At 72.7% G+C, this 24,986-nt stretch carries 23 protein-coding genes and 1 riboswitch; of the genes, 12 read left to right on the top strand and 11 right to left on the bottom strand.

What is annotated here, in order from left to right; translation table 11 throughout:
* Positions 1-173 precede the first annotated feature (173 nt).
* Both ACO4JP_RS15685 and ACO4JP_RS15690 read left to right on the top strand, forming a co-directional pair.
* Positions 174-1,841 carry a DEAD/DEAH box helicase gene (locus tag ACO4JP_RS15685; protein ID WP_425954910.1) on the top strand — a complete coding sequence of 556 codons (1,668 nt, stop codon included), beginning with the start codon at positions 174-176 and terminating at the stop codon, positions 1,839-1,841.
* A gap of 157 nt (positions 1,842-1,998) precedes the next feature.
* Complete coding sequence (locus ACO4JP_RS15690; RefSeq protein WP_425954911.1) at positions 1,999-2,292, top strand: DUF1905 domain-containing protein; 294 nt, start codon at positions 1,999-2,001, stop codon at positions 2,290-2,292.
* Between the two features lie 6 nt (positions 2,293-2,298).
* Here the strand turns inward: ACO4JP_RS15690 and ACO4JP_RS15695 are convergent, their stop codons facing one another.
* Positions 2,299-2,754, bottom strand: coding sequence for a MarR family winged helix-turn-helix transcriptional regulator (locus tag ACO4JP_RS15695; protein ID WP_425954912.1), 456 nt, complete (start codon positions 2,752-2,754; stop codon positions 2,299-2,301).
* A gap of 72 nt (positions 2,755-2,826) precedes the next feature.
* Between ACO4JP_RS15695 and ACO4JP_RS15700 the strand changes: the two genes are divergently transcribed.
* Positions 2,827-4,272 (top strand): MFS transporter, encoded by a 1,446-nt coding sequence (locus tag ACO4JP_RS15700; protein ID WP_425954913.1) that lies wholly within the window; start codon positions 2,827-2,829, stop codon positions 4,270-4,272.
* Positions 4,273-4,335: 63 nt separating this feature from the next.
* Here the strand turns inward: ACO4JP_RS15700 and ACO4JP_RS15705 are convergent, their stop codons facing one another.
* Positions 4,336-4,971 (bottom strand): MarC family protein, encoded by a 636-nt coding sequence (locus ACO4JP_RS15705; protein WP_425954914.1) that lies wholly within the window; start codon positions 4,969-4,971, stop codon positions 4,336-4,338.
* Positions 4,968-5,807 carry a PHP domain-containing protein gene (locus ACO4JP_RS15710; protein WP_425954915.1) on the bottom strand — a complete coding sequence of 280 codons (840 nt, stop codon included), beginning with the start codon at positions 5,805-5,807 and terminating at the stop codon, positions 4,968-4,970. Before ACO4JP_RS15710 ends, ACO4JP_RS15705 begins: the two co-directional genes overlap by 4 nt.
* Before the next feature lie 97 nt (positions 5,808-5,904).
* Here ACO4JP_RS15710 and ACO4JP_RS15715 point away from each other — a divergent pair, with 97 nt between their 5' ends.
* Positions 5,905-6,711 (top strand): alpha/beta fold hydrolase, encoded by an 807-nt coding sequence (locus ACO4JP_RS15715; protein ID WP_425954916.1) that lies wholly within the window; start codon positions 5,905-5,907, stop codon positions 6,709-6,711.
* A 29-nt stretch (positions 6,712-6,740) separates the two neighbouring features.
* Positions 6,741-8,273, top strand: a complete 1,533-nt coding sequence (locus ACO4JP_RS15720; RefSeq protein WP_425954917.1) for an aminopeptidase P family protein — start codon at positions 6,741-6,743, stop codon at positions 8,271-8,273.
* A 13-nt stretch (positions 8,274-8,286) separates the two neighbouring features.
* Here the strand turns inward: ACO4JP_RS15720 and ACO4JP_RS15725 are convergent, their stop codons facing one another.
* On the bottom strand, positions 8,287-9,147 hold the full coding sequence (locus ACO4JP_RS15725; protein WP_425954918.1) for a general stress protein: 861 nt from the start codon (positions 9,145-9,147) through the stop codon (positions 8,287-8,289).
* A gap of 84 nt (positions 9,148-9,231) precedes the next feature.
* Here ACO4JP_RS15725 and ACO4JP_RS15730 point away from each other — a divergent pair, with 84 nt between their 5' ends.
* Genes ACO4JP_RS15730 through galK form a run of 4 tightly spaced genes read left to right on the top strand, consistent with a single transcriptional unit; the run spans position 9,232 to position 13,528 of the window.
* A complete protein-coding gene (locus ACO4JP_RS15730) occupies positions 9,232-10,512 on the top strand; it encodes a magnesium transporter MgtE N-terminal domain-containing protein (RefSeq protein WP_425954919.1) in 1,281 nt (426 codons plus the stop codon).
* Positions 10,505-11,047 carry a DUF1003 domain-containing protein gene (locus ACO4JP_RS15735; protein WP_425954920.1) on the top strand — a complete coding sequence of 181 codons (543 nt, stop codon included), beginning with the start codon at positions 10,505-10,507 and terminating at the stop codon, positions 11,045-11,047. The genes ACO4JP_RS15730 and ACO4JP_RS15735 overlap by 8 nt, the downstream gene beginning before the upstream one ends.
* Positions 11,048-11,056: 9 nt before the next feature.
* Positions 11,057-12,199, top strand: a complete 1,143-nt coding sequence (locus ACO4JP_RS15740; RefSeq protein ID WP_425954921.1) for an Mrp/NBP35 family ATP-binding protein — start codon at positions 11,057-11,059, stop codon at positions 12,197-12,199.
* A gap of 42 nt (positions 12,200-12,241) precedes the next feature.
* Positions 12,242-13,528, top strand: a complete 1,287-nt coding sequence (gene galK, locus ACO4JP_RS15745) for a galactokinase (RefSeq protein ID WP_425954922.1) — start codon at positions 12,242-12,244, stop codon at positions 13,526-13,528.
* 16 nt (positions 13,529-13,544) lie between these two features.
* Here galK and ACO4JP_RS15750 read toward each other — a convergent pair whose 3' ends face one another.
* The 7 genes from ACO4JP_RS15750 to chvE form a co-directional block, all read right to left on the bottom strand.
* On the bottom strand, positions 13,545-14,375 hold the full coding sequence (locus ACO4JP_RS15750) for an exodeoxyribonuclease III (protein ID WP_425954923.1): 831 nt from the start codon (positions 14,373-14,375) through the stop codon (positions 13,545-13,547).
* A gap of 109 nt (positions 14,376-14,484) precedes the next feature.
* On the bottom strand, positions 14,485-14,967 hold the full coding sequence (locus tag ACO4JP_RS15755) for a VOC family protein (protein WP_425954924.1): 483 nt from the start codon (positions 14,965-14,967) through the stop codon (positions 14,485-14,487).
* Positions 14,968-15,115: 148 nt separating this feature from the next.
* The gene (locus tag ACO4JP_RS15760; protein ID WP_425954925.1) at positions 15,116-16,000 is read right to left on the bottom strand and encodes a bifunctional methylenetetrahydrofolate dehydrogenase/methenyltetrahydrofolate cyclohydrolase; all 885 of its coding nucleotides are present in this window, start codon (positions 15,998-16,000) and stop codon (positions 15,116-15,118) included.
* Positions 16,000-17,292 (bottom strand): serine hydroxymethyltransferase, encoded by a 1,293-nt coding sequence (glyA, locus tag ACO4JP_RS15765; protein WP_425954926.1) that lies wholly within the window; start codon positions 17,290-17,292, stop codon positions 16,000-16,002. Before glyA ends, ACO4JP_RS15760 begins: the two co-directional genes overlap by 1 nt.
* A gap of 75 nt (positions 17,293-17,367) precedes the next feature.
* A riboswitch (ZMP/ZTP riboswitch) is annotated at positions 17,368-17,486 on the bottom strand.
* A gap of 96 nt (positions 17,487-17,582) precedes the next feature.
* Complete coding sequence (mmsB, locus tag ACO4JP_RS15770) at positions 17,583-18,758, bottom strand: multiple monosaccharide ABC transporter permease (RefSeq protein ID WP_425954927.1); 1,176 nt, start codon at positions 18,756-18,758, stop codon at positions 17,583-17,585.
* Entirely contained in the window at positions 18,755-20,362 is a 1,608-nt protein-coding gene (gene mmsA / locus ACO4JP_RS15775) for a multiple monosaccharide ABC transporter ATP-binding protein (RefSeq protein WP_425954928.1), read from the bottom strand. The genes mmsB and mmsA overlap by 4 nt, the downstream gene beginning before the upstream one ends.
* 87 nt (positions 20,363-20,449) lie before the next feature.
* Positions 20,450-21,571: a multiple monosaccharide ABC transporter substrate-binding protein gene (gene chvE, locus ACO4JP_RS15780; RefSeq protein WP_425954929.1), complete on the bottom strand. Its 1,122-nt coding sequence runs from the start codon at positions 21,569-21,571 to the stop codon at positions 20,450-20,452.
* 212 nt (positions 21,572-21,783) lie between these two features.
* Here chvE and ACO4JP_RS15785 point away from each other — a divergent pair, with 212 nt between their 5' ends.
* The 3 genes from ACO4JP_RS15785 to ACO4JP_RS15795 all read left to right on the top strand — a co-directional run bounded on the left by ACO4JP_RS15785 (position 21,784) and on the right by ACO4JP_RS15795 (position 24,952).
* Positions 21,784-22,968, top strand: coding sequence for an ROK family transcriptional regulator (locus ACO4JP_RS15785; RefSeq protein ID WP_425954930.1), 1,185 nt, complete (start codon positions 21,784-21,786; stop codon positions 22,966-22,968).
* Positions 22,962-23,759 (top strand): ATP-binding cassette domain-containing protein, encoded by a 798-nt coding sequence (locus ACO4JP_RS15790; RefSeq protein WP_425954931.1) that lies wholly within the window; start codon positions 22,962-22,964, stop codon positions 23,757-23,759. Before ACO4JP_RS15785 ends, ACO4JP_RS15790 begins: the two co-directional genes overlap by 7 nt.
* 224 nt (positions 23,760-23,983) lie before the next feature.
* Complete coding sequence (locus tag ACO4JP_RS15795) at positions 23,984-24,952, top strand: hypothetical protein (protein WP_425954932.1); 969 nt, start codon at positions 23,984-23,986, stop codon at positions 24,950-24,952.
* Positions 24,953-24,986: the final 34 nt, after the last annotated feature.

Below are 24,986 nucleotides of genomic sequence, written 5' to 3' on the forward strand. Positions count from 1 at the left end.
CAGGATACGGGCCGGTCACAGCCCGTCGCGTAGACTGCCCCCGTACCACGGTTGCCCGGTCGTCCCGCACAGATCTCCCGCGACGATCCGGCGGACTCCCGCCGGCGTCGCGACGCCCTTCCGCGATCGGCTGCCGTCCGCCCGGTGCCGCGCCCGTTCACCGCGCCGCGCCGATGATCCGACCGAAGGCAGTTGTGACCACTCCTGAGATCGCGAGCGCCGCGAGCGCGCTCGCCGCCCCCAACAGCACCAAGGCCCACCACGCGGCCTCTGCCATCCAGCGGCAGGACGTCTCGTTCGCCGACTTCGGCGTGAGGCCGGAGATCGTCGAGGCGCTCGCCGCCGTCGGCATCACGCACCCGTTCCCCATCCAGGCGATGACGCTGCCGGTGGCCCTGCAGGCCCACGACATCATCGGCCAGGCCAAGACCGGCACGGGCAAGACGCTGGGCTTCGGCGTGCCGCTGCTCAACCGTGTCGTCGCGCCGGGCGAGCCCGGGTGGGACGACCTGGTCGCGCCCGGCAAGCCGCAGGCCGTCGTCGTCGCCCCGACCCGCGAGCTCGCGGTGCAGGTGGCCGGTGACCTGGCCACGGCGTCGACCAACCGCCCGTCCCTGCGCGTCATCCAGATCTACGGCGGCCGCGCCTACGAGCCGCAGGTCGAGCAGCTCAAGCGGGGCGCCGAGGTCGTCGTCGGCACTCCGGGCCGCATGGTCGACCTGCTCAACCAGGGCCACCTGAGCCTGCTCCGCGCCGAGACGATCGTGCTCGACGAGGCCGACGAGATGCTCGACCTGGGCTTCCTGCCCGACGTCGAGAAGATCCTGTCCCGCCTGCCCGCCAAGCGGCACACCATGCTGTTCTCCGCGACGATGCCCGGCCCCGTCGTGTCCATGGCCCGCCGTTACATGTCGCAGCCGACGCACATCCGCGCGGCCGACCCCGACGACGAGGGCGCGACCGTCAAGAACACGACGCAGTTCGTCTACCGGGCCCACGCGCTCGACAAGATCGAGGTGCTCGCCAAGCTGCTCCAGGCCGACGGCCGCGGCCGCACCATCGTGTTCGCGCGCACCAAGCGCACGGCCGCGAAGGTGAGCGACGAGCTGCGCGACCGCGGCTTCGCCGCAGGCGCCATCCACGGCGACCTCGGTCAGGGCGCCCGCGAGCAGGCCCTGCGCGCGCTGCGTCACGGGAACATCGACGTGCTCGTCGCCACCGACGTCGCCGCCCGCGGCATCGACGTCGACGACGTCACGCACGTCGTCAACTACCAGTGCCCGGAGGACGAGCGCACCTATCTGCACCGCATCGGCCGCACCGGCCGCGCGGGCAACAAGGGCACCGCGGTGACGTTCGTCGACTGGGACGACATGCCGCGCTGGTCGCTCATCGACAAGACGCTAGCGCTGGGCCTCCCGGAGCCGGTCGAGACCTACTCGACCTCGCCGCACCTGTTCAGCGACCTCGGCATCCCCGAGGGCACCAAGGGCCGGCTGCCCAAGGAGAGGCGCACGCTCGCGGGCCTGGACGCCGAGGAGCTCGAGGATCTGGGCGAGACGGGCAAGCGCACGTCGTCGCGCCCGTCGAGCGGCGACCGCTCGGGCGGCGCACGCTCCGGCGGTTCGCGCGACGGCGGTTCGCGCGACGGCGGTTCGCGCGACGGCGGTCGTGGCCGCTCCCGCTCGGGCGAGCGCCCGGCCCGCGAGGGCGCCGCGTCGTCGGACGCCCCCGCGACGGCGGCGGCCGGCGAGGGGGAGAGTGCGTCGAGCAGCCGCTCCCGCAACCGTCGCCGCACGCGCGGCGGCCGCCCGGCCACGGGTGGCGCGTCGGAGGGCTGACGGCGCCACACGGGCCGCGGGCGTGAAGCGCCTCGCGCCCGGGCCTCATCGCTAGAAGGGCCGGCCGTCGGCAGTGCGAGCTGCCGAAGGCCGGCCCTTGCGCACGTCGACCCGAGACCGTGTGGCGCCGTCGGACCCTCGCGATACCCTCCCCGGCATGCGCCTCCGGTTCTCCGCCCCGCTCTGGCAGTGGCAGGCGCGTACGGACTCCTGGTGGTTCGTCACCGTCCCGCCCGAGCTGTCCGACGAGCTCGCCGAGCTGCCCCTGCCGCCGCGCGGCTTCGGCTCCATCAAGGTCAACGTCACGATCGGCGCGACGACGTGGTCGACGTCGGTCTTCCCCAGCGACGCCCAGCAGGGCTACGTGCTCCCGATCAAGAAGTCGATCCGCACGGCCGAGGGGATCGCCGACGGTGCGACGGTCGACGTCGTCCTGGAGCCGGTCCGGTAGCAGCCGTCAGGCCCGCGGCCAGGGCCGCCCGTCGAGCTTCTCGATGCCCTCGTTGAACCGCCGCATGGCCGTGGCGAACGCGTCGGCCTCCTCGCGCGACCAGTCGCTCACCACCTTCCGCAGTGCGGCGACCACGTCCTCGCGGTCGGCGTCGAGCCGCTCGACGCCCGCGGCCGTGACCCGGAACTTGCGGGCGATCCCGCCGTCGGGATCGGGGATCCGCTCGACGACGCCGGAGCGCAGCATCGCGGCCGTCTGCCGGTGGAGGGTCGACGCGTCGAGCCCGAAGGCGTCCTGCAGCTCCGGGATGGACATCGGACCCTGCGACTGGAGCCGCGTGAGCAGCACGTAGGCGCTGCGGTCGAGCCGGTTGCCGCGCCCGCGCGAGCGGGGGCCGCTCAGGAACGCGTGCCGGCTCAGCAGCATGACCTCGAGCTCGATGCGTCTGGCGGCGTCGACCATCGACCGATCCTACCTGCAGCCGTGCATGGGACATGAACTATGCACGATACATATTCGATGTATCGTGCACGCATGCCCACGCCCTCCCCCGCCACGCACGAGGGGCGCATCGTCGCCGTCCTCGCCTACGCCGGCATCGTCGCGGCCGTCATGCAGACGCTCGTCGTCCCGCTGATCACCGAGCTGCCCAAGCTCCTGTCCACCACCGCGTCCAACGCCTCCTGGGTCATCACCGTCACGCTGCTCACGGGCGCCGTCGCCACGCCGGTCGCCGGGAAGCTCGGCGACATGTACGGCAAGCGCCGCATCGCGCTGGTACTGACCGTCCCGATGATCCTCGGCTCCGCGGTGTGCGCGCTGTCGTCGTCGCTCACGCCGATGGTCGTCGGCCGCGGCCTGCAGGGCCTCGGCATCGGCATCGTCCCGCTCGGCATCTCGCTCCTCAGGGATGTGCTGCCGCCCGCTCGCCTGCACTCGTCCATCGCGCTCATGAGCGCCTCGATGGGCATCGGCGGCGCCCTCGGCCTGCCGTTCGCCGCCACCGTCGCCGAGAAGGCCGACTGGCACGTGCTCTTCTGGGTCGCCACGGGGATGAGCGCCCTCATCACCGTCGCCGTCTTCCTCTGGGTGCCCTCGGTGCGGCCCGACACCGAGGAGCGGGCGCGGTTCGACTTCGTCGGCGCGCTCGGCCTGGGTGCCGCGCTCGTGTGCCTGCTGCTCGCCGTCTCGAAGGGCTCCGACTGGGGCTGGGCCTCGGCGAGCGTCGTCGGGCTGCTGGTGGCGACCGTCGCGATCGTCGCCGCGTGGGGCTGGTTCGAGCTGCGCCAGGACCACCCGCTGGTCGACCTGCGCGTGACCGCCCGCCCGCAGGTGCTGTGGACGAACGTCGCCTCGTTCTTGGTGGGCTTCGCCATGTACGCGCAGTCGCTCGTGGTGCCCCAGCTGCTCGAGCTGCCCGCGGCGACCGGGTACGGGCTCGGCCAGTCGATGATCCAGATGGGCCTGTGGATGGCTCCGGCAGGCCTGGTCATGATGGCCATGTCACCGGTCGGCGCCAAGATCACGGGGCGGTTCGGCGCCAAGGTGACGCTCTCGCTCGGCGCCCTGGTCATCGCCGTCGGCTACGGCGCGGCGCAGGGCCTGCTCGGCTCGGCCTGGGGGCTGCTGGTCGTGACGCTGCTCTGCGGCTCCGGCGTCGGCCTGGCCTACGGCGCGATGCCCGCGCTCATCATGGCCGCGGTGCCGCACCACGAGACGGGCGCGGCCAACGGCTTCAACTCGATCATGCGCTCGGTCGGGTCGTCGGTCTCGGCGGCGGTCATGGGCGCCGTCCTCGCCAGGCTCACCGCCACGACGGGGGGCTACACCTTCCCATCGCTGGGAGGGTTCCGCGTCGCGCTCGTGATCGGCGCGGGCGTCGCGCTGGTCGCCGCGGTCGTCGCGGCCCTGGTCCCGACGGCGTCGCGCACCGTGGACGCAGCGGCGGCCCCGGAGCGCGAGCCGGCTGCCGTCGCCTGACCCATCCGCTGAAGGCGGGGCCCGGCGGTCGCCGGCGCCCCGCCGTCAGCATCCAGGACTGCGCTACGCCGCCCGGACGAACGCCGTCACGGCGTCGGCGACCATCTGGATCGCGATGGCCGCGAGCAGCAGGCCGGCGATGCGCGTGATGAGCGTGACGCCCGAGTCCCGCAGCACCCGCTGGATGACGTTGGCGAACCGCATCGCCAGGTAGGTGCACACGTGCACCGCGATGACACCCAGCACGATCGCCACCCAGTGCGCCGCGACGCTGTCGGCCGCGTCGGTCTTCTGCTGGACGAACACCATGGTCGCGACGATGACACCGGGCCCCGCGAGCAGCGGCGTGCCGAGCGGCACGAGCGCGACGTTGACCGAGCCGCCCTTGGCGGGCTCGGGGTTCTCGGCCTTGCCGGTCAGCAGCTCCATCGCCACGAACAGCAGCAGCAGGCCGCCCGACGCCTGCAGCGCCGGCAGCGAGATGCCCATGTAGCGCAGCACCTGCTGGCCGATCGCGCCGAACACCACGACCACGCCGAACGCGACGAGGATCGCTTGCCGCGCGGCGCGGTTGCGCTGGTGGGCCGTCATGCGCGAGGTCAGCGCGAGGAACACGGGGACCGTGCCGGGCGGGTCCATGATCACGAAAAGGGTCACGAAGACCTCGGTGAACAGGGTGACGTCGATGAGCTGGGTCACGGTCTGAGCACCTCGACGGTGCCCTGATCCTCGATCTGCGCAAGCGCCTCGGCCGATGTCGTGTTCTCTCCGAGGCGGTTCGGCTTTCCCGCCCCGTGGTAGTCGCTCGACCCGGTGACGAGCAGCCCGAGCGTCCGAGCGAGGTCGCGCAGCCGTTTTCGGGTGGGCTCGTCGTGGTCGCGGTGGTCCACCTCGAGCCCCGCGAGGCCGGCGGCCGCGAGCTCCTCGATCCGCTCCTCGGGCACCACGCGGCCCCGTTGCGACGCGCCCGGGTGCGCGAACACCGGGACGCCGCCCGCCGCGAGCACCGCGCGGACGGCGGCGACGGCGTCGGGTGCGCTGTGCGGGACGTAGTAGCGCGTGCCTGGCCGCAGCATGGTGGCGAACGCCTCGTCGCGCGTGGCGACGACGCCGGCCGCGACCAGCGCGTCGGCGAGGTGCGGTCGGCCGACGGTGGCGCCGGGGCCGGTCTGCGCCAGCACGTCGTCCCACGTGATCGGGTAGTCCTCGGCGAGCAGGCCCGCCATGCGCTCGAGCCGCGTCAGGCGCGAGGCGCGCGTGCGCTCGAGCTCGGCGACCAGCACCGGGTGCGCCGGGTCGTGCAGGTAGGCCAGCAGGTGCACGCTCACGCGGTCGCTCACCGTGGAGATCTCCGCGCCCCGTACCAGGGCGACGCCGGTGCGCGCGGCCGCCTCGGCGGCCTCGGCCCAGCCGGCGGTGGTGTCGTGGTCCGTCAGCGCGACGACGGTCAGCCCGACCGCCGCGGCGGCCTCCACCACGCGGCCCGGGGCGTCCCTACCGTCCGACGCCGTCGAGTGGGTGTGGAGGTCGATCACGGGGCAACAGTAGTCGTCACAAGGTTTTCACCAGCCTTCACCGCTCGGCCAGCGCCCGACCCGGGCGTGTCACCACCGGGAGGACGACGATCGTCGTATGGGAACCGAGACTGCCGTCGTCTTCGTGCACGGCATGCGGACGTCGTCCGCGATCTGGGATCAGCAGCTCGCGCACGTGCACGACGGCGGGTTCGACGCCGTAGCCGTCGACCTGCCCGCGCACGGCGAGCGGCGCTCCGAACGGTTCACCCTGCAGGGCGCGTTCGACGCCATCGACGAAGCCGTCGACTCCTTCGCCCCTGACCGCCGGGTCGCGCTCGTAGGCCTGAGCCTCGGCGGGTACGCGTCCCTCGCGTACGCCGCGCGGGAGGCGACGCTGCTGCAGGCCGGCGCCTCGCCGAGCCCCGGGCGGCTGGCCGGCGTCGTCGCTGCCGGGTGCTGCTCCGACCCCAAGGGCAAGCCCGTCGCGCTGTTCCGCGACGTCGCCCGGGTCACGGTGGCGGGCGCGAGCGCCGCCCACCGCCGGGCGTGCGCGACGACGACGCGGTGGCGCGCTGCGTTCGCCGGCAAGGGCTCGCGCCCGGGCGGCGCCGACGTCGCGACCCTGCTGGGCAGGACTGCCGCCATCGGGCCCTACCGCCCGGGGTGGCACGTGGTCACGGATGCGCTGACGCACCTGGCCGGGCACTCCTCGGTGGCCGACCTGCGGGCGGCCCGCGTGCCGGTGTGGCTGGTCAACGGCTCGCGCGACCACCTGCGGATCGAGGAGCAGCGCCACCTTGCCGCCGCGTATCAGGGGGCGCTCGTCGTCGTGCCGGGCGCCGGCCATGACGTCAACACCGACGCCCCGGACGCGTTCAACCGCGTGCTCACGCGGGCCCTGCACGACTTCGGGCGAGGCTGACGCCCGCCGCCCGGTGCGAGACTGGGCGAATGACCGACGAGAACACCACGCCAGCCCCGGCCGGAGAAGCCAAGGCCACCGACCACCGGAGCCGGCCGCACTCCCAGGCGTTCGTCGACTTCATCACCGCGCAGTGGGCCCCGCGCGCCGACCTGGGCGTGCTGCCCTCGGCCGCCGTGCCGTTCACCGCCGCACGCCGGGCGCGCCTCGCCGAGCAGTTCCCAGGCGCGCGTCTGGTGATCCCGGCGGGGCCGCTGAAGGTCCGGTCGAACGACACCGACTACCGGTTCCGCCCGCACTCGACGTTCGCGCACCTCACGGGCCTCGGCACCGACCAGGAGCCCGACGCCGTCCTCGTGCTGAACCCGGTCGAGGCCGGCACGGGCGACGGCGGCGGCGACTTCCATGCCGAGCTCTACGTGCGCCCGCTCGCGGCGCGCGACACCGAGGAGTTCTACGCCGACTCGCGCTACGGCGAGTTCTGGGTGGGCGCACGCCCGTCGCTCGACGACGTCACGACGTTCACGGGCATCGAGGCCCGGCACGTCGACGCTCTTCGCGACGCGCTCGCCAAGGACGTCGGCGCCGGCGTCGTGCTGCTCGTCGTGAGCGGCGCCGACGAGACGGTCGAGACGCTGGTCGAGGCGATCCGCGCCGAGGCGGGCGAGGAGGCGGCGGAGGACGGGCTCACCGACGAGGCGCTGGTGCGCGCGGCCAGCGAGCTGCGGCTCGTCAAGGACGACCTCGAGATCGAGCAGCTGCGCGAGGCGGTGGACCGCACCATCGAGGGGTTCGCCGAGGTGGTGCGCGCACTGCCGCGCGCCGTCGCCCACCGCCGCGGTGAGCGCGTCATCGAGACGACGTTCGACGCGCACGCCCGCCTCGAGGGCAACGCCGTCGGCTACGAGACCATCGCCGCCTCGGGCGAGCACGCCACCACGCTCCACTGGATCTCCAACGACGGCGAGGTGCGCGAGGGCGACCTGGTGCTGCTCGACGCTGGCGTCGAGATCGACTCGCTCTACACCGCGGACCTCACGCGCACGCTCCCGGTGACGGGCAGCTACAGCGAGGTGCAGCGCCGCGTCTACCAGGCCGTGCTCGACGCCGCCGACGCCGCGTTCGCCGCCGCGCGGCCCGGGGCGCGGTTCCTCGACGTGCACGAGGCTGCGATGAAGGTGATCGCCGAGCGGCTCGAGGAGTGGGGGCTGCTGCCGGCCGGCGTGACCGCCGCGGTGGCGCTGACGCCCGAGGGCCAGCAGCACCGGCGGTGGATGGTCCACGGCACCTCGCACCACCTGGGCCTGGACGTCCACGACTGCGCCCAGGCGCGCCGCGAGCTGTACCAGGAGGGCGTGCTGGAGCCGGGCATGGTGTTCACCATCGAGCCCGGGCTCTACTTCAAGGCTGACGACCTGGCCGTGCCCGAGGAGTACCGCGGCATCGGTGTGCGCATCGAGGACGACGTCCTCGTCACCGCCGACGGCAACGAGAACCTGTCGGCGGCACTGCCGCGCGACCCCTCGGCCGTGGAGGAGTGGATGCGGTCGCTGCGCGGCTGAGTTCCGTCTCCCGTCAGGGGTGCTGGCTCGGGTCCCGGGGCTGCGGGGGCGCGTACGGGTCGGCCGACGGGGTCGCCGACTGCCGGTCCGACGGCGGTGGCGTCGGAGGGCCCGCCGGCGGCTCCGGGGACGGCGGTGCCGGCTGGACCGGAGTGGTCGGCTGGACCGGAGCGGTCGGCTGCGCGGGCGCGGCCGGGCCCGGCGTCGGGCGCATCGCGCCGTAGCGCGGCTCGCCCGTCGGGGTGGTCCAGCGAGGGTCCGGGGCGCGGTTCGGGGCCGCGGTCGGCGCGGGCGCCGCAGGCGCCGCGGGCGCCGCAGCGGTGGGCGCGCCGTACGGGGACGGCACCGCCGTCGGCACCCCCTGTGCCGCCGAGCGCGACTTGCCCAGCCCGTTCGGGGACTGCAGCAGCAGCGAGCGCGCCTCGCCGGACGACTCCGACGCGCACAGGATCGCGTACGTCGTCGCGACGATCTGCGACTGCGACGTGAAGTCGCGCCGCCCGCCGGTGAGCGCGTACGAGAGCACGGAGAACAGCAGGCCGAACCCGGCACCGAGCGCGATGCCGATGAACACGACGCCGTTGGCCACTCCGCCGCCGCCGAACAGCGAGAGCAGCAGGCCGACGAAGAGGCCGAACCAGGCGCCCGAGCCGGCGCCGGCGATCGCGACACGCCCGTACGTGAGGCGTCCGGTCACGCGCTCGACCATCTTCAGGTCGGTGCCCACGATCGTGACGCCCTGCACGGGGAACTTGTGGTCGGAGAGGAAGTCGACGGCCTGCTGCGCCTCGAGGTACGTGGGGTACGCGGCGACCTCGTCGCCCTGGGGCGGGGTGGGCACGCGGGGTACCGGCTGGGGTCGGCTGAAGCTCATTTCCTCAGTGTGTCGTAAGACTCCGAGCACCACCACACGCCGTCCACCAGGGCGGGCGGACCTGCCCCGCGTAGGCTGACCTGCGTGAGCGCCGGAACCCGTGTGTTCGTCGCACGCCTTGCCGGGACTTCGGTCTTCGACCCGATCGGGGATCAGGTGGGCCGGGTGCGCGACGTCGTCGTCCTGGTCCGCGCCAAGGGCGCGCCCCGGGTCGTGGGCCTCGTCGTCGAGGTCCCCGGCCGGCGGCGCGTGTTCCTGCCCATGACGCGCGTGACCACTATCGACGCAGGTCAGGTCATCTCCACGGGTCTGGTCAACCTGCGGCGTTTCGAGCAGCGCGCCATGGAGTCGCTGGTGCTCGGCGAGCTGCTGGACCGCACCGTGGCGCTCCGCGACGGCTCGGGCGAGGTCACCATCGAGGACGTCTCGATCGCCCGCCAGCGCAACGGCGACTGGCTCGTCGACCAGCTCTTCGTGCGCCGTCGGGAGCCCGGGCGCTCCACCCTCGGGCTCCGCCGTCGCGGGCCCACGATGGTCGTCGGCATCGACTCGGTGTCCACGCTCGCGACGGGTGCGCAGGGCCAGGGGGCGGCGGCCCTGCTCGAGGCGTACGAGGACATGCGCCCCGCGGACCTCGCCGACGTCCTGCACGAGCTGAGCGGCACGCGCCGCCTCGAGGTCGCTTCCGCCCTCGACAACGAGCGCCTCGCCGACGTGCTCGAGGAACTGCCCGAGGACGACCAGGTCGCGATCCTGTCGGGCCTCGAGACCGCCCGCGCCGCCGACGTCCTCGAGGCCATGGAGCCCGACGACGCCGCCGACCTCCTGCACGAGCTCCCCGACGCGCAGGCCGCCCGCCTGCTGGAGCTCATGGAGCCCGACGAGGCCGAGGACGTCCGCCGCCTGCTCGCCTACGACGAGGACACGGCCGGCGGCATGATGACCACGGAACCCGTGGTGCTGGGCCCGGAGACGACGATCGCGGCGGCGCTCGCGCAGATCCGCAAGCAGGACCTGCCGCCCGCCCTCGCGTCCGTGGTGTTCGTCGCCCGGCCTCCGCTGGAGACGCCGACGGGCCGGTTCCTCGGCGTCGCGCACTTCCAGCGGCTGCTGCGCGAGCCCCCGCACGCCGCCGTCGGGTCCGTGCTGGACATGGACACCGAGTGGCTGACGCCGGACGCGCCGCTGGGCCGGGTCACGCGCCTCCTGGCCGCGTACGACCTCCTCGCCCTGCCCGTGCTCGACGACCAGAAGCGGCTGCTCGGCGCCGTGTCCGTGGACGACGTCCTCGACCACCTGCTGCCGGACGACTGGCGCGAGTCCCACGACGAGAGCCTGGACGAGCAGGAGGTGACCCGTGGCTGACCGGCTCGACACCCCGAAGGAGGCTCGACGGAGCCTCCTTCCGCGCATCCGGAGGGACCAGGACGCCGTCGGCAAGGCGACCGAGGCGATCGCGCGGTTCCTCGGGACACCGCGGTTCCTCATCTGGCTCACGCTGTTCTGCGCGATCTGGATCGCGTGGAACTCGTGGGCCCCGCAGGCTCTGCGGTTCGACAAGGCGGAGAACGGCTTCACGGCGCTGACCCTGGTGCTGTCGCTCCAGGCGAGCTACGCCGCGCCCCTCATCCTGCTCGCGCAGAACCGGCAGGACGACCGCGACCGCGTCACGGCCGAGCAGGACCGCCAGCGCGCCGAGCGCAACCTTGCCGACACCGAGTACCTGGCCCGCGAGATGGCGTCGCTGCGGCTGGCACTGTCCGAGGTGGCCACGCGCGACTTCGTGCGCGGCGAGATCCGCAACCTCCTCGAGGAGCTCGAGGAGCAGCGCGAGACCGGCCGGGACGAGCCCGGGCGCACCGTCGGCCCCCCTGCCACCGGCCGTGCGGCCGCACCGTAGGATCGCGGTATGACCACGCTCGCCGACAGGGTCCGCGAGGCCCTCACCACCGTCGTCGACCCCGAGATCCGTCGTCCCATCACCGAGCTGGACATGGTGCGCTCGGTGGACGTCGAGGCCTCCGACGACGGCGCCGCCCGGGTCCGCGTCGGGGTGGACCTCACCGTCGCGGGCTGCCCGCTGCAGTCGACGATCGTGCGGGACGTGACGTCCGCGGTGCAGTCGCTCGACGGCGTCGCGTCCGTGGACGTCGACCTGGGCGTCATGACGCCCGAGCAGCGCGCGTCGCTGCGGTCCCGCCTGCGCGGCGGCAACGGCGACCCGGTCATCCCGTTCTCCCAGCCCGGCTCGCTCACCAAGGTGTACGCGATCGCGTCCGGCAAGGGCGGCGTCGGCAAGTCGTCGGTCACGTCGAACCTCGCCGTCGCGCTCGCCGCCGAGGGGCTGAACGTGGGCGTGCTCGACGCCGACATCTACGGCTTCTCGATCCCGCGCATGCTGGGCGTCGACCGGCAGCCCACCCGCGTGGACTCGATGCTGCTGCCGCCCATCGAGCACGGCGTCAAGGTGGTGTCCATCGGCATGTTCGTGCCGGCCGGGCAGCCCGTCGTGTGGCGCGGGCCGATGCTGCACCGCGCGCTCGAGCAGTTCCTCGCGGACGTCTTCTGGGGCGACCTCGACGTGCTGCTGCTCGACCTTCCGCCCGGGACCGGCGACATCGCCATCTCGGTGGCGCAGCTCCTGCCCGGGTCCGAGATCATCGTCGTGACGACGCCCCAGGCCGCCGCCGCCGAGGTGGCCGAGCGTGCCGGCTCGATCTCGCTGCAGACCCACCAGGGCGTGGTCGGCGTCATCGAGAACATGTCGTGGCTCGAGCAGCCCGACGGCACGCGGCTCGAGGTCTTTGGCAGCGGCGGCGGCGAGCGCGTCGCCGCGTCGCTCGGCGCGGCGCTCGGCAAGGACGTGCCGCTCCTGGGCCAGGTGCCGCTCGACCCGGCCGTCCGCGAGGCCGGCGACGAAGGCACACCCGTCGTCCTGCGGGACCCCGATTCCCCCGGCGCCGCCGTGCTCCGCGACGTCGCCCGCTCGCTGGCAGCGCGCAAGCGCGGCCTGGCGGGCATGCGGCTGGGCGTCAGCCCCGTCGCGCGCTGACCGCCCCACCCTGATCCCCGCCCCATGAGACGAGGAAGACTCATGTCCGAGCCGCAGTGGCTGCCCGCCTGGACCCGCGACGAGGGCGCCCGGCGCGCCCGCGGGCTGTTCGCCCGCACCTTCCACGACGACGGTGAGGTCGGCCCAGTCCCTGGCACGCCCGACGGCGTCTGGTCGGCTCCCGGCCGCGTCAACATCATCGGCGAGCACACCGACTACAACGCCGGCCTCTGCCTGCCCACGGCCTTGCCGCACCGCACCTACGTCGCGCTGCGCCGGCGGGAGGACGACGTCGTTCGCATCGCCTCTGCGCAGACCGACGAGCCGTGGACCGTGCGCCTCGCCGACGTCCACCCTGGCACCGTGCGCGGCTGGGGCGCGTACGTCGCCGGCGTCGCGTGGGCGCTGCGCCAGGCCGGCCACGACGTCCACGGCTTCGACGCCGTCATCGACTCGTGCGTGCCGTTCGGCGCCTCGCTCTCCAGCTCCGCGGCCATCGAGTGCGCCTTCGCCGTCGCGCTCGACGACGTGTTCGGCCTCGGGCTCGGCGGCGACGACGCGGGGAGGGCCCAGCTCGTGGCCGCCGCCCGCCGCGCGGAGAACGAGATCGCGGGCGCACCGACGGGCGGGCTCGACCAGTCCGCCTCGATGCTGTGCACCGAGGGCCAGTCGCTGCTGCTCGACTTCCGGCCCGGCCTGGCGGCGTCGGACTTCGCCCGGCACGTGCCGTTCGACCTCGCCGCCGCGGGCCTGAACCTGCTGGTGATCGACACGCGCGCGCCCCACCAGCTGGTCGACGGTCAGTACGCCGACCGCCGGGCCTCGTGCGAGACGGCCGCGAGCCACCTCGGCGTCGCCTCGCTGCGCGAGGTCACGCCGTCGGACCTGGACGCGGCGCTCGCCGAGCTCGCGCCGTACGACGTCGAGGACAGCCTGCGCCGCCGCGTGCGGCACGTGGTCACGGAGATCGCGCGCACGGCCGAGCTCGCCGACCTGGTGCACGACGGCCTGGGCTCCGGCGGCGTGCCGGACGAGGCGGTCGTCGCGCGCGCCGGCGAGCTCATGAACGCCTCGCACGCCTCGCTGCGGGACGACTACGAGGTCACCGTCCGCGAGACCGACCTCGCCGTCGACACGTCCGTCGCGGCAGGCGCCATCGGCGCGCGCATGACCGGCGGCGGCTTCGGCGGCTCGACGATCGCGCTGGTCCGGGCGGCCGAGGTCGAAGCCGTGGCGGCGGCCGTGGCTGTCGCGTTCGCCGAGGCCGGCCTGACGGCCCCGGCGTTCCTGGCGGCACCGCCGTCGGCCGCTGCGGACCGCGACGCCTGACCTGGCGCGGAGCGGGCTACAGGTCGTAGGTCGCGATCACCGGGGCGTGGTCGCTCCACCGGGCGTCGTACGACGGCGCCCGGTCGACCTCGACCTTGACCGCGTGCGGGGCCAGGGCCGGGTTGGCGAGCTGGTAGTCGATGCGCCAGCCCTTGTCGTTCACGAACGCCTGGCCCCGCCACGACCACCAGGTGTAGGGGCCGGGACCCTCCCCGCCGTGCGCGCGGCCGAGGTCGGTCCAGCCGAGCTCGCCGAACCAGCGGTCCAGGTACGCGCGCTCCTCGGGCTGGAAGCCGGCGTTCTTGAGGTTGCCCTTCCAGTTCGCGATGTCGACGTTGTGATGGGCGATGTTGAGGTCGCCGGCGACCAGCGCGGGCGTCGGCGCAGCGCCCAGCTCCGCGAGGCGAGCGGTGACCTTCTCGAGGTAGGCGTACTTCTCGGTCATCTTGACCGGGTTGTCCTCCGGCCAGGTCGAGCCCGAGTGGATGTACGTGCTCACCACGGTGAGCAGCCCGCCGCCGGGCAGCTCGACGTCGGCCTCCACCCAGCGACCCGTGTCCACCGCGGGCTCAGGACCGCCGTGCGGCCCGTGCGCCTCGAGACCGACGCGCACCGCGTGCACGGGCAGCCGGGACGCGACGGCGACGCCGGCGCGGCCCTTGATGTCGCTTGCCTGGTGCGCGACGTGCCACCCGTCGAAGACCTCGTTGAGAACGGAGTCGGGCGCCCGCACCTCCTGCATCAGCAGCACGTGAGGGTCGCGGCCGCCGACCCACTCCCCCATGCCGCGACGCACGGCGGCCCGGATCCCGTTGACATTGGCGCTGGCGACAACAAGCTGGCTCACGCCGGGGATTCTGCCACCCACCCCGGCCCCCAACCGTCGCGGGACCCTGTGGCTCCGGTTCTGACGGCGCGAAACCGGAGCCCAGGGGTCCCGCAACGTCATTAGCTGGCTATGAGGCGCCGCGGGATGCCGCCTCCAGCGCGGCGATGTCCAGCTTCTGCATCGTGAACATGGCCGCCACCGCGCGGCGCTGGCCTTCCGTCGAGTAGTCGCCGAAGAGCTCCGCGAGCTGCTTCGGGATCACCTGCCACGACACCCCGAACCGGTCGGTCAGCCAGCCGCACTGGCCGGGCTTGCCCCCGTCGGCGGTAAGCGACTCCCAGTAGTGGTCGACCTGCTCCTGGTCGTCGCACTCGACGATGAGGCTGAACGCCTCGTCGAGCCTGAAGGCCGGGCCGGCGTTGAGCAGCTCGATCGGCATGCCGTCGAGCTCCAGGTCGACGATGAACGGCGCCCCCTCGGCGACGTCGGGCACCCCGGCCGGCGCCGTCACCAGGTTGGTCACCCGCGAGTTCGGGATGACGCTCGCATAGAACTCCGCGGCCTTCTCGGCCCCCTCCGCGAACCACAGGTGCGGCTTGACGATGCCCATCGGTCTGCCCTCCGTCGTCGGTCCCCTGTCGTGGATACCGACGACGCAGCCCGCGTTCGCTCATCGGGCGGAGAAGGCCGTGGGTCCCTGGGGCTCCGGTTGTCGGGTCGGACAAGCGGAGCCCCAGGGACCCACAACGGCCAGCTCGTCAGGCCGCGGGTGCGCGCTCCGCGGTGTCGACCACGTTGGCCAGCAGCATCGCGCGCGTCATCGGGCCGACGCCGCCCGGGTTCGGCGAGTACCAGCTCGCCTGCTCCAGCGCCGCCGGGTCCACGTCGCCCACCACGCGCGACTTGCCCGTCTCCTCGTCCGTCTCGCGCGAGACGCCGACGTCGACCAGGATCGCACCCGGCTTGACCATGTCGGCGCTGACGATGCCCCTGACGCCCGCCGCCGCGACCACGACGTCAGCCTGCCGGACCAGGGCGGCGAGGTTCTGCGTGCCCGTGTGGGTGAGCGTGACCGTGGCGTTCACGGCCCGGCGCGTCAGCAGCAGCCCGATCGGGCGACCCACCGTGACGCCACGGCCGAGGACGACGACGTGCTTGCCGGCCAGCGACACCCCGTGGCGTTCGATCAGCTCGATGATGCCGCGCGGCGTGCAGGGCAGCGGAGAGGTGACCTCCTGGTTGACGCGCAGCACCAGGCGCCCGAGGTTGGTCGGGTGCAGGCCGTCGGCGTCCTTCGCCGGGTCGACGAGCTCGAGGACGCGGTTCGTGTCGATGCCCTTCGGCAGCGGGAGCTGCACGATGAACCCGGTGCAGGCCGGGTCCTCGTTGAGCCGGCGCACGGCCGCCTCGATCTCCTCCTGCGTCGCGGTGCCCGGCAGGTCCTCGCGGATCGAGGCGATGCCCACCTCGGCGCAGTCCCGGTGCTTGCCGGCGACGTACCACTGCGAGCCCGGGTCGTCGCCGACGAGCAGCGTGCCGAGGCCGGGCACGACCCCGCGGTCGGCCAGCACCGCGACCCGCTCCTTCAGCTCGGCCTTGATCGCGGCGGCCGTGGCCTTGCCGTCGAGGATCTGGGCCGTCATCAGTACTGCTCCAGGCCCGGGTACAGCGGGAACTCGGCCGTGAGCGTCTGCACGCGGGCGCGCAGGGCGTCGACGTCGGCCGCGGCGCCGTCGCGCAGGGCGATCGCGATGATGTCCGCGACCTCCGTGAACTCGGCGTCGCCGAAGCCGCGCGTGGCGAGCGCCGGCGTGCCGATGCGCAGGCCCGAGGTGACGCGCGGGGGGCGCGGGTCGAACGGCACGGCGTTGCGGTTCACGGTGATGCCGGCGTCGTGGAGGAGGTCCTCGGCCTGCTGGCCGTCGAGCGCCGAGCTGCGCAGGTCGACGAGCACCAGGTGGACGTCGGTGCCGCCCGTGAGCACCGAGGCGCCCGCGGCGGCGACGTCCGGCTCCGAGAGCCGCGAGGCGATGATCTGGGCGCCGCGCAGCGTGCGCTCCTGGCGGTCCTTGAAGCCGTCGGACGCGGCGACCTTGAAGGCCACGGCCTTGGCGGCGATGACGTGCATGAGCGGGCCGCCCTGCTGGCCCGGGAACACCGCTGAGTCGATCTTCTTGGCCCACTGCTCCTTGGCCAGGATGAAGCCGGAGCGGGGCCCGCCGATGGTCTTGTGGACGGTCGAGGAGACGACGTCGGCGTACGGCACGGGCGACGGGTGCAGGCCCGCGGCCACGAGCCCGGCGAAGTGGGCCATGTCCACCCACAGCTTGGCGCCGACCTCGTCCGCGATCTCGCGGAACGCGGCGAAGTCGAGGTGGCGCGGGTAGGCGGACCAGCCCGCGATGATGACCTCGGGCTGGTGCTCGATGGCCTTCTTGCGGACCTCGTCCATCTCGATGCGGTACGTCTGCGGGTCGACACCGTAGGAGCCGACGTCGTACAGGCGGCCCGAGAAGTTGATCTTCATGCCGTGCGTCAGGTGGCCACCGTGGGCCAGCTCCAGGCCGAGGATGCGGTCACCGGCCGTGGCCAGCGCGTGCAGGACGGCGGCGTTCGCCTGGGCGCCCGAGTGCGGCTGGACGTTGGCGTGCTCGGCGCCGAACAGCGCCTTCGCGCGGGCGATCGCGAGGTTCTCCGCGACGTCGACCTGCTCGCAGCCGCCGTAGTAGCGCTTGCCGGGGTAGCCCTCGGCGTACTTGTTGGTGAGCACCGAGCCCTGCGCCTGAAGGACGGCGTTCGGCACGAAGTTCTCGGACGCGATCATCTCGAGGGTGTCGCGCTGACGGGCGAGCTCCCCGTCGAGGACGGCGGCGATCTCGGGGTCGACGTCGGCGATGTTGCCGGTCAGAAGGGGGTCGGGGGTGTGTGCGCTCATGAGAGTCTCCCTGGCTGCGAATCGCAGCGACGCGCGCCGCTGCGACGGACGGTGGACGTGACACGTTGGTCCATGACACAGGGCCCAGGCGTTCGACCCGTCGTCTGCACAGCGTTGTCGCTCCCTGGTGGTCATCCACCTGCCTGCGCCCGCCGGTGGACGGGGTTGAGGCTGCGCCAGTCGCGACGCGAACCAGGGTAACGCACGCGGAAAAGCACACCGGTGGCCGAGGCGGTCGAGATCCGCCCGGAATGGCGTGATCTCGACCGGCTCGACCACCGGGCGGGGCGTCAGCGCAGCGCGTTGCGGCGCTTCGAGACGATGTCCAGTGCCACCGCCAGCAGCAGCACCAGGCCCTTGATGACCTGCTGCCACGCGGGGTCGACCGCGAGGATCGACAGACCCTTGTTCAGCACGCCCATGATGAGCGCGCCGACCATCGCGCCGGAGATCCGTCCGACGCCGCCCGAGACCGCGGTGCCGCCGATGAAGCAGGCGGCGATGGCGTCGAGCTCGAAGTTCGTGCCCGCCGCGGCGACGCCGGCGCCCGCACGCGCCGTGGTCGCGACGGCCGCGATCGCCGACAGCACGCCCATGTTCACGAAGATCATGAAGTCGGTGCGGCGCGCGTTGACACCCGAGAGGATCGCCGCGTTGCGGTTGCCGCCGACGGCGTACACGTGCCGGCCGAACACCGTGCGGTTCAGCACGAACGCGAAGCCCAGGATGAGCACCCCGAGGATGAGCAGGATGATCGGCGTGCCGCCGCGCGACAGCGACAGCCAGTAGGTGACCAGGGCGATGAGCGCGCCGATGACGACGAGCTTGCCGACGAAGATCGGCAACGGCTCCACGCTCAGCTCGTGACGGACCAGCGCGGCCCGCGCGCGGACCTGCGACACCACCAGGCCCACGACGGCGAAGGCGCCGATGAGCAGCGTGACGACGTCCATCTCCCCGGCGGCGAAGCCGAGCACGTTGGGCAGCGACCCGATGCCGATGGCGTTGAAGCTCTTCGGCAGCGACGACACCGTCTCGCCGACGAGCACGATCGCGAGCCCGCGGAAGATGAGCATGCCCGCGAGGGTCACGATGAAGGCCGGGATCCCCACGTAGGCGATCCAGAAGCCCTGCCACACCCCGACGACGGCGCCGAGGACGAGCGAGGCCAGCACGGCCGCCCAGACCGGCCAGCCCCAGTGGGCGAGCATGATCGCCGTCAGGCCGCCGATGAACGCCACCACCGAGCCGACCGACAGGTCGATGTGGCCGGCGACGATGACCGCGACCATGCCGATCGCCAGGATCATCACGTAGGCGTTCTGCTGGATGAGGCTCGCGACGTTGTCGGGGGCGAGCAGGCTTCCGCCCGTCAGCCCCCAGAACAGCAGCACGATCACCAGGAGCGCCGCGAAGATGCCGTACTGGCGGACGTTGCGGCCGAAGTACTCCCTCAGCACGTTCATCGGTTCGTTCCTTCCATCGCCGCGTCGACGGCGGTGTCGGTCGCCGCGACGCTGGCAGCCTCGCGGGGCTTCTCCATGGTCATGTAGCGCATGAGCTCCTCCTGGGTGGCCCGTTCGCGGGGCACCTCGCCGGTGATCCGGCCCTGGCTCATCGTGTAGATGCGGTCGCACACCCCGAGGAGCTCGGGGAGCTCGGAGGAGATGACGATCACGGCCTTGCCGGCGTCGGCGAGGGCGTTGATGATCCCGTAGATCTCGTACTTCGCGCCGACGTCGATGCCGCGGGTGGGCTCGTCGAGGATGAGCACGTCGGGGTCGGCGTTGACCCACTTGGACAGCACGACCTTCTGCTGGTTGCCGCCCGAGAGCTTGCCGACCAGCGCCTCGACCGAGGGCGCCTTGATGCGGAACTCCTTGAGGTACCGCTGCGCGACGACCTCCTCGGCCCCGCCGCGCACCATCCCCCACCACGTCGAGACCTTGCCCAGCGCGGACGCCGAGACGTTCTCGCGGATGGTCTGGATGAGGTTGAGACCGAGCGCCTTGCGGTCCTCGGTGGTGTAGGCGATGCCGTGCGCGATGGCGTCGCCGACGCGCTTGAGGTGGACCTCCTGTCCGTCCTTGTAGACGCGGCCGGAGATGTTCGTCCCCCAGGCCCGGCCGAAGACGCTCATCGCGAGCTCGGTGCGCCCGGCGCCCATGAGCCCGGCGAGGCCCACGATCTCGCCGCGGTGCACGGTGAGGTTCGCGTGGTCGACGACGACGCGCTCGGTGTCGGCCGGGTGGTGGACGGTCCAGTCCTCCACCCGCAGCGCCTCGGCGCCGATGGTCGGCGTGTGCTCCGGGAACCGGCTGTCGAGCGGGCGGCCCACCATGCCGCGGATGATCCGGTCCTCGGTGACCTGCTCGTCGCCGTGGAAGTCGAGCGTCTCGATCGTGCGGCCGTCACGGATGACCGTGACGCGGTCCGCGATCGCGGCGATCTCGTTGAGCTTGTGGCTGATGATGATCGACGTGATGCCCTGGTCGCGGAAGTCGCGGATCAGGTTCAGCAGGTGCGCGCTGTCCTCGTCGTTGAGCGCCGCCGTCGGCTCGTCGAGGATGAGCAGGTCGACCCGCTTCGACAGGGCCTTGGCGATCTCGACGAGCTGCTGCTTGCCGACGCCCAGGTCGATCGGCGTGACGTCGGGGTTCTCGTCGAGGCCGACGCGCAGGAGCAGCGCCCGGGCCCGTGCCCGCGTGGCGTGCCAGTCGACGACGCCACCGGCGGCCTGCTCGTTGCCCAGATAGATGTTCTCGGCGATCGACAGCCGCGGGACGAGCGCGAGCTCCTGGTGGATGATGACGATCCCCGCGTGCTCGGAGTCGCGGATGCCGCGGAACTGGACGGGCTCGCCGTCGAGCAGGATCTCGCCGTCGTAGGTGCCGTGCGGGTAGACGCCGGAGAGCACCTTCATCAGCGTCGACTTGCCGGCGCCGTTCTCGCCGCAGATGGCGTGCACCTCGCCGCGGCGGACCGTGAACGTCACGTCGCTGAGTGCCTTGACGCCGGGGAACTCCTTGGTGATCCCCCGCATCTCCAGGATCAGGTCCTCGCCTGACATTCCTGTTCCTCCCCCTGTCGGGTGCTGGTGTGTGGGACGGTCGCCGGCCCGGGACGCGCGCAGGGCGCGTCCCGGGCCGGCTGAGGATCACAGACCGACGTCGGACGCCTTGAGGTAGCCCGAGTCGATGAGGGTCTTCTGGACCTCGTCCTTCACCACGACCTGCGGGGGCAGCAGGAACGACGGCACGGTCTTCTTGCCGTTGTTGTAGGTGTCGGTGTCGTTGACCGTCACCTCCTTGCCGTCGGTGATCTCGCGGACCATCTTGGCGACCTGGTCACCGAGCGTGCGGGTGTCCTTCCAGACGGTCATCGACTGCTTGTCGGCGAGCATGTTCTTCACGTTGGCCTTGTCGCCGTCCTGACCGGTGATGATCGGCCACTCCGCGCCCGGCGCGTAGCCCGAGCCCTCGAGGGCCTGCTCGATGCCGAGGGCGAGCGAGTCGTTCGGGGACAGGACGACGTCGACCTTGGTGCCGCCCTTGTAGAACGTGTTGAGACGGGTCTCCATCTCGGCCTGCGCGGAGTCGGTCTTCCAGCCCTGGATACCGACGTTCGTCCAGCCGTCGACGTCCGCCGGGACCTTGCCCGACGGCGAGACGAGGACGCCGGAGTCGAGGTACGGCTTGAGCACGTCGTAGGCGCCCTTGAAGAAGAACTTCGCGTTGTTGTCGTCGGGCGAGCCGGCGAACATCTCGATGTTGAACGGGCCCTTCTGGCCGTCCTTGAGGCCGAGCTTCTCCTCGATGAACTGGCCCTGGAGGGTGCCGACGAGCTCGTTGTCGAACGTCGCGTAGTAGTCGACGTTCTCCGTGCCGTTGATGAGGCGGTCATAGGCGATGACCTTGACGCCCTCGTCGGCAGCGGTCTGCAGGGTCGGGCCCAGCGCTTCGCCGTCGATCGAGGCGACGACCAGGATCTTCGCGCCCTCGTTGATCATGTTCTGCAGCTGGGTGATCTGCTGGTCGACCTTGTCGTCGGCGAACTGCAGGGACGTCTTGAACCCGTCCTTCTCCAGCACCTCCTTGAGGTGGGCGCCGTCGTTGTTCCAGCGCTCGAGCGAGCGCGTCGGCATCGAGATGCCGATCAGGTTGCTGTCCGAGCCGCCGTTGCTGCCCGCATCGTTGGTGCGCTCCTGCGCGCACCCGGCGAGCGAGCCCAGCAGGAGGGAGGCGGTCGCGACAACCGCGATCTTGCGCCAAGACCTCATCGTCAAGTCCTTCTTCGTCGTCGAGTCCAGCGGGCGTCAGTGCCCCACCGGTGCCGAGGAGCGTCCACCGTTGCGACGCAGGCCTCAGGGCCGAGCGTGAACGTAGCCGGGCTTGCGTTCGAGAATCAAGCGCAAGTTCGACAGGTTCATCGAATCGTGACCTTCTGAGTTTGGGGGTCGAATCCAGACGTCGCTGCGAGTAGCCTTCGCGCGTGCCCAAGGACCCGACGGCGTCGTCGCCCGGTTCGCAGTCCTCCCTTCGGGAGGCGAACCGGAGCCGCATCATCGACGCCGTCAAGCAGTTCGGAGGGCTCACCCAGGTCGAGCTGGCCGCCGCGACGGGCCTGTCCACCGCCACCGTGTCGACGATCGTCAAGGAGCTCGCGGTCGCCGGCGTCGTCGAGACCGAGACCACCTCGCGCTCGGGGCGCCGCGCCCTGCGCGTGACCCTCGCGCGCCAGGCCGGGCTCGTTGCGGGGATCCACGTCGGGCCCCGATCCCTCTCGGTCGCCCTGGGCGATCTCGCGCACGACGTCGTCGCCGAGCAGACCCTCCCCCTGCCCGCCGACCACCGCGCCGACACCACCCTCGACCGCGCCGCGCTGCTGGTGGTCGACCTGCTGGACCGCGTCGGCACCGACCTCGACGAGCTGCTCACGCTCGGCGTCGCGATGGCCGCCCCCGTCGACCCCGCGACCGGGCTGCTCACCGTCCGCGGCGCCCTGCGCGGCTGGGAGGACACGCCCGTCGCGCAGGTGCTGTCGAAGCGGCTCGCCCGCCCCGTGCACGTCGACGCCGATGCCACCCTCGGCGCGCTCGCCGAGCACCGCCTCGGCGCGGGGCGCCACGTCCAGGACCTGCTCTACGTCCGGCTCTCGTACGGGACGTCGGCCGGGCTGGTGCTCGGCGGGCGGCCGCACCGCGGCGGGTCCGGGGCCGCCGGCCAGCTCGGGCACGTCCAGGTGGACCCAGCCGGGCCCGTGTGCCGGTGCGGCAACCGTGGCTGCCTCGACACCGAGGTCGGCGAGAACGCGCTCCTCGACCTGGTGCGCCCCGCGCTCGGCGAGGTCACGTTGCGCGACCTCGTGCGGCTTGCGCGCGGCGGTGACCCCGGCTCGCGGCGCGTGCTCGAGGACGCGGCGAACCGGGTCGGCCAGGCGGCCGCCACGATCGTCACCGTGCTCGACCCGCAGCTCGTCGTCGTCGGCGGCGAGCTGGCGCAGGCCGGCGCGATCGTCGTCGAGGCCCTGGGAGAATCCGTGCGCCGGCACGCCCTCCCGCACCGGTTCGCGCCCGTCGACGTCGTCGCCGGCGGGCTCGGCCCCCGGGCCGAGCTGCTCGGCGCGCTCGAGCTGGCCCGCTCACACACCGACGTCGTCGAAGGAGTCGCATGGTGACCACCCCGCCCGTGCTGTCCGTGCGCGGGATCCACAAGGCGTTCGGCCACGTCGAGGCCCTCACCGACGTGGACCTGGACGTGCGCAGCCACGAGGTCGTGGCCCTCGTGGGCGACAACGCGGCCGGCAAGTCGACCCTCGCGAAGATCATCGCGGGCGTGCTGCAGCCCGACACCGGCCTGATCGAGATGGACGGCCAGCCCGTGGTGGTGCCGTCGGCGGCGGCGGCGCACGCGCTCGGGATCGCGACGGTGTTCCAGGACCTCGCGCTGTGCGACAACCTCGACGTCGTCGAGAACCTGTTCCTGGGCCGCGAGCTGCGGCAGGCGCGGCCGCGCGGGCTCGGCCGGTACCGGCGGCTTCGCGAGGGCGGGCCTGGGGCTCCGCTCGACGACGCACGCATGGAAGAGGAGGCCCGGCAGATCCTCGCCTCGCTGACGTCACGCATCCCGTCGGTGCGCACCCCGCTCTCGATGCTCTCAGCCGGGCAGCGGCAGACGGTGGCGATCGCGCGGACCCTCCTGGGCCACCCGCGCGTGGTGGTGCTCGACGAGCCGACGGCGTCGCTGTCGGTCGCCCAGACCGCGGAGGTGCTCACCCACATCGAGCGCCTGCGCGACCTGGGTCACGGCGTCGTGCTGATCAGCCACAATATGGGGGACGTCCGCGCGGTGGCGGACCGCATCGAGGTGCTGCGGCACGGCCGCAACAACGGCAGCTTCGAGGCCCGCACGGCGACGTATGAGCTGATCGTGGCCGCGATCACGGGGGCAACGGCGCCGGCGCGCTGACCCGCGCGCGCGCGGGGCGCGGGGCGCAGTCGCGCGGGCGCGCGCGGGGCGCAGTCGCGCGGAGTTCGAGCATCCGTCGGGAGTTCGAGCACTCAGGCGCTCGAACTCCCGACGGATGCTCGAACTCGGCCTTGCGGTCTCCCCAGCACTCCCGTGCGGGTGGTTGTGCACAGGGGGCCCGGGGGCAGCGGCCAGGCCGCGGTGCGGCCCGGCAGGGTAGGCGCGTGAGCGAACCCGCCGAGATCCTGCTTGCCCGCCACGCCGACCGGGACCGCATGCGCCGCGAGCTGCGCCGTGGCGACGTCGACCTGCTGCGGCGCGGCGCGTACCTCGTCCCGCACGACGGCGTCGACTCCGACCGCCGGCGCCTACGGACTCACGACGGAGCTCGCGACCTTGCCCTGTTGCGCATGCGTGCGGTGAACGTCCAGCTGCGCACGCCGGTGTTCAGCCACGTCTCGGCGGCGGCGTGGTGGGGCTGGCGAACGTGGAGCGTCCCGGAGCGGACGCACGTGACTCAGGCGTCGCGCCGCGCCGGTACGGCGGCGACCGACATCTTCCGCCACTTCGCGCGGCTGCCCGAGGCCGACGTCGTCGAGCGCGAAGGTCTCCTCGTGACGACGAAGGAGCGCACGCTCCTGGACGTCGCGCGGACGGAGCACCCGCTCGCCGCACTGGTCGTCGCGGACGCGGCGCTGGCCGACGGCGTCGACCTGAAGGCCGTCCTCGGACGAGCTGTCGCCCTCGGACCGGTACGCGGGTGCCGACGCGCTCGCTGCGTCGTCGAGCTCGCCGACGGCGGAGCGGAGTCCGCATGGGAGACGTGGCTGCGCTACCTCGCGCTGCGCGTCGGCCTTCCGCGCCCTGTCACACAGGCGCCGATCAGCACGCGGCTGGGGACCTTTCGGGCGGATCTCGCATGGCCCGAGTACCGGGTGCTCGCCGAGTTCGACGGACAGGTCAAGTACGTCGACGGAGCGCTCGGGGCGGGCTACGACGCGTCGCAGGCGCTGTTCGCCGAGAAGCGCCGCACGGACGCGATCGTCGAGGCCACCGGCATCGTCCCGTTCCGGGCCACGGCGAGGGACTCGCCCGACTCGACGGCCGCCCGCCTGCTCGCTCGCTTCCCGCCCACGATCCGCGCGACCGCACGCCCGCACCCGCTGCTGCTGCACCCCCGGCTCGCCGGCTGAGCTTCGGTGTTCGAGCATCCGTCGCGGAGCTGGT

The organism is Xylanimonas sp. McL0601 (genome assembly GCF_049852175.1).
GTDB lineage: Bacteria > Actinomycetota > Actinomycetes > Actinomycetales > Cellulomonadaceae > Xylanimonas.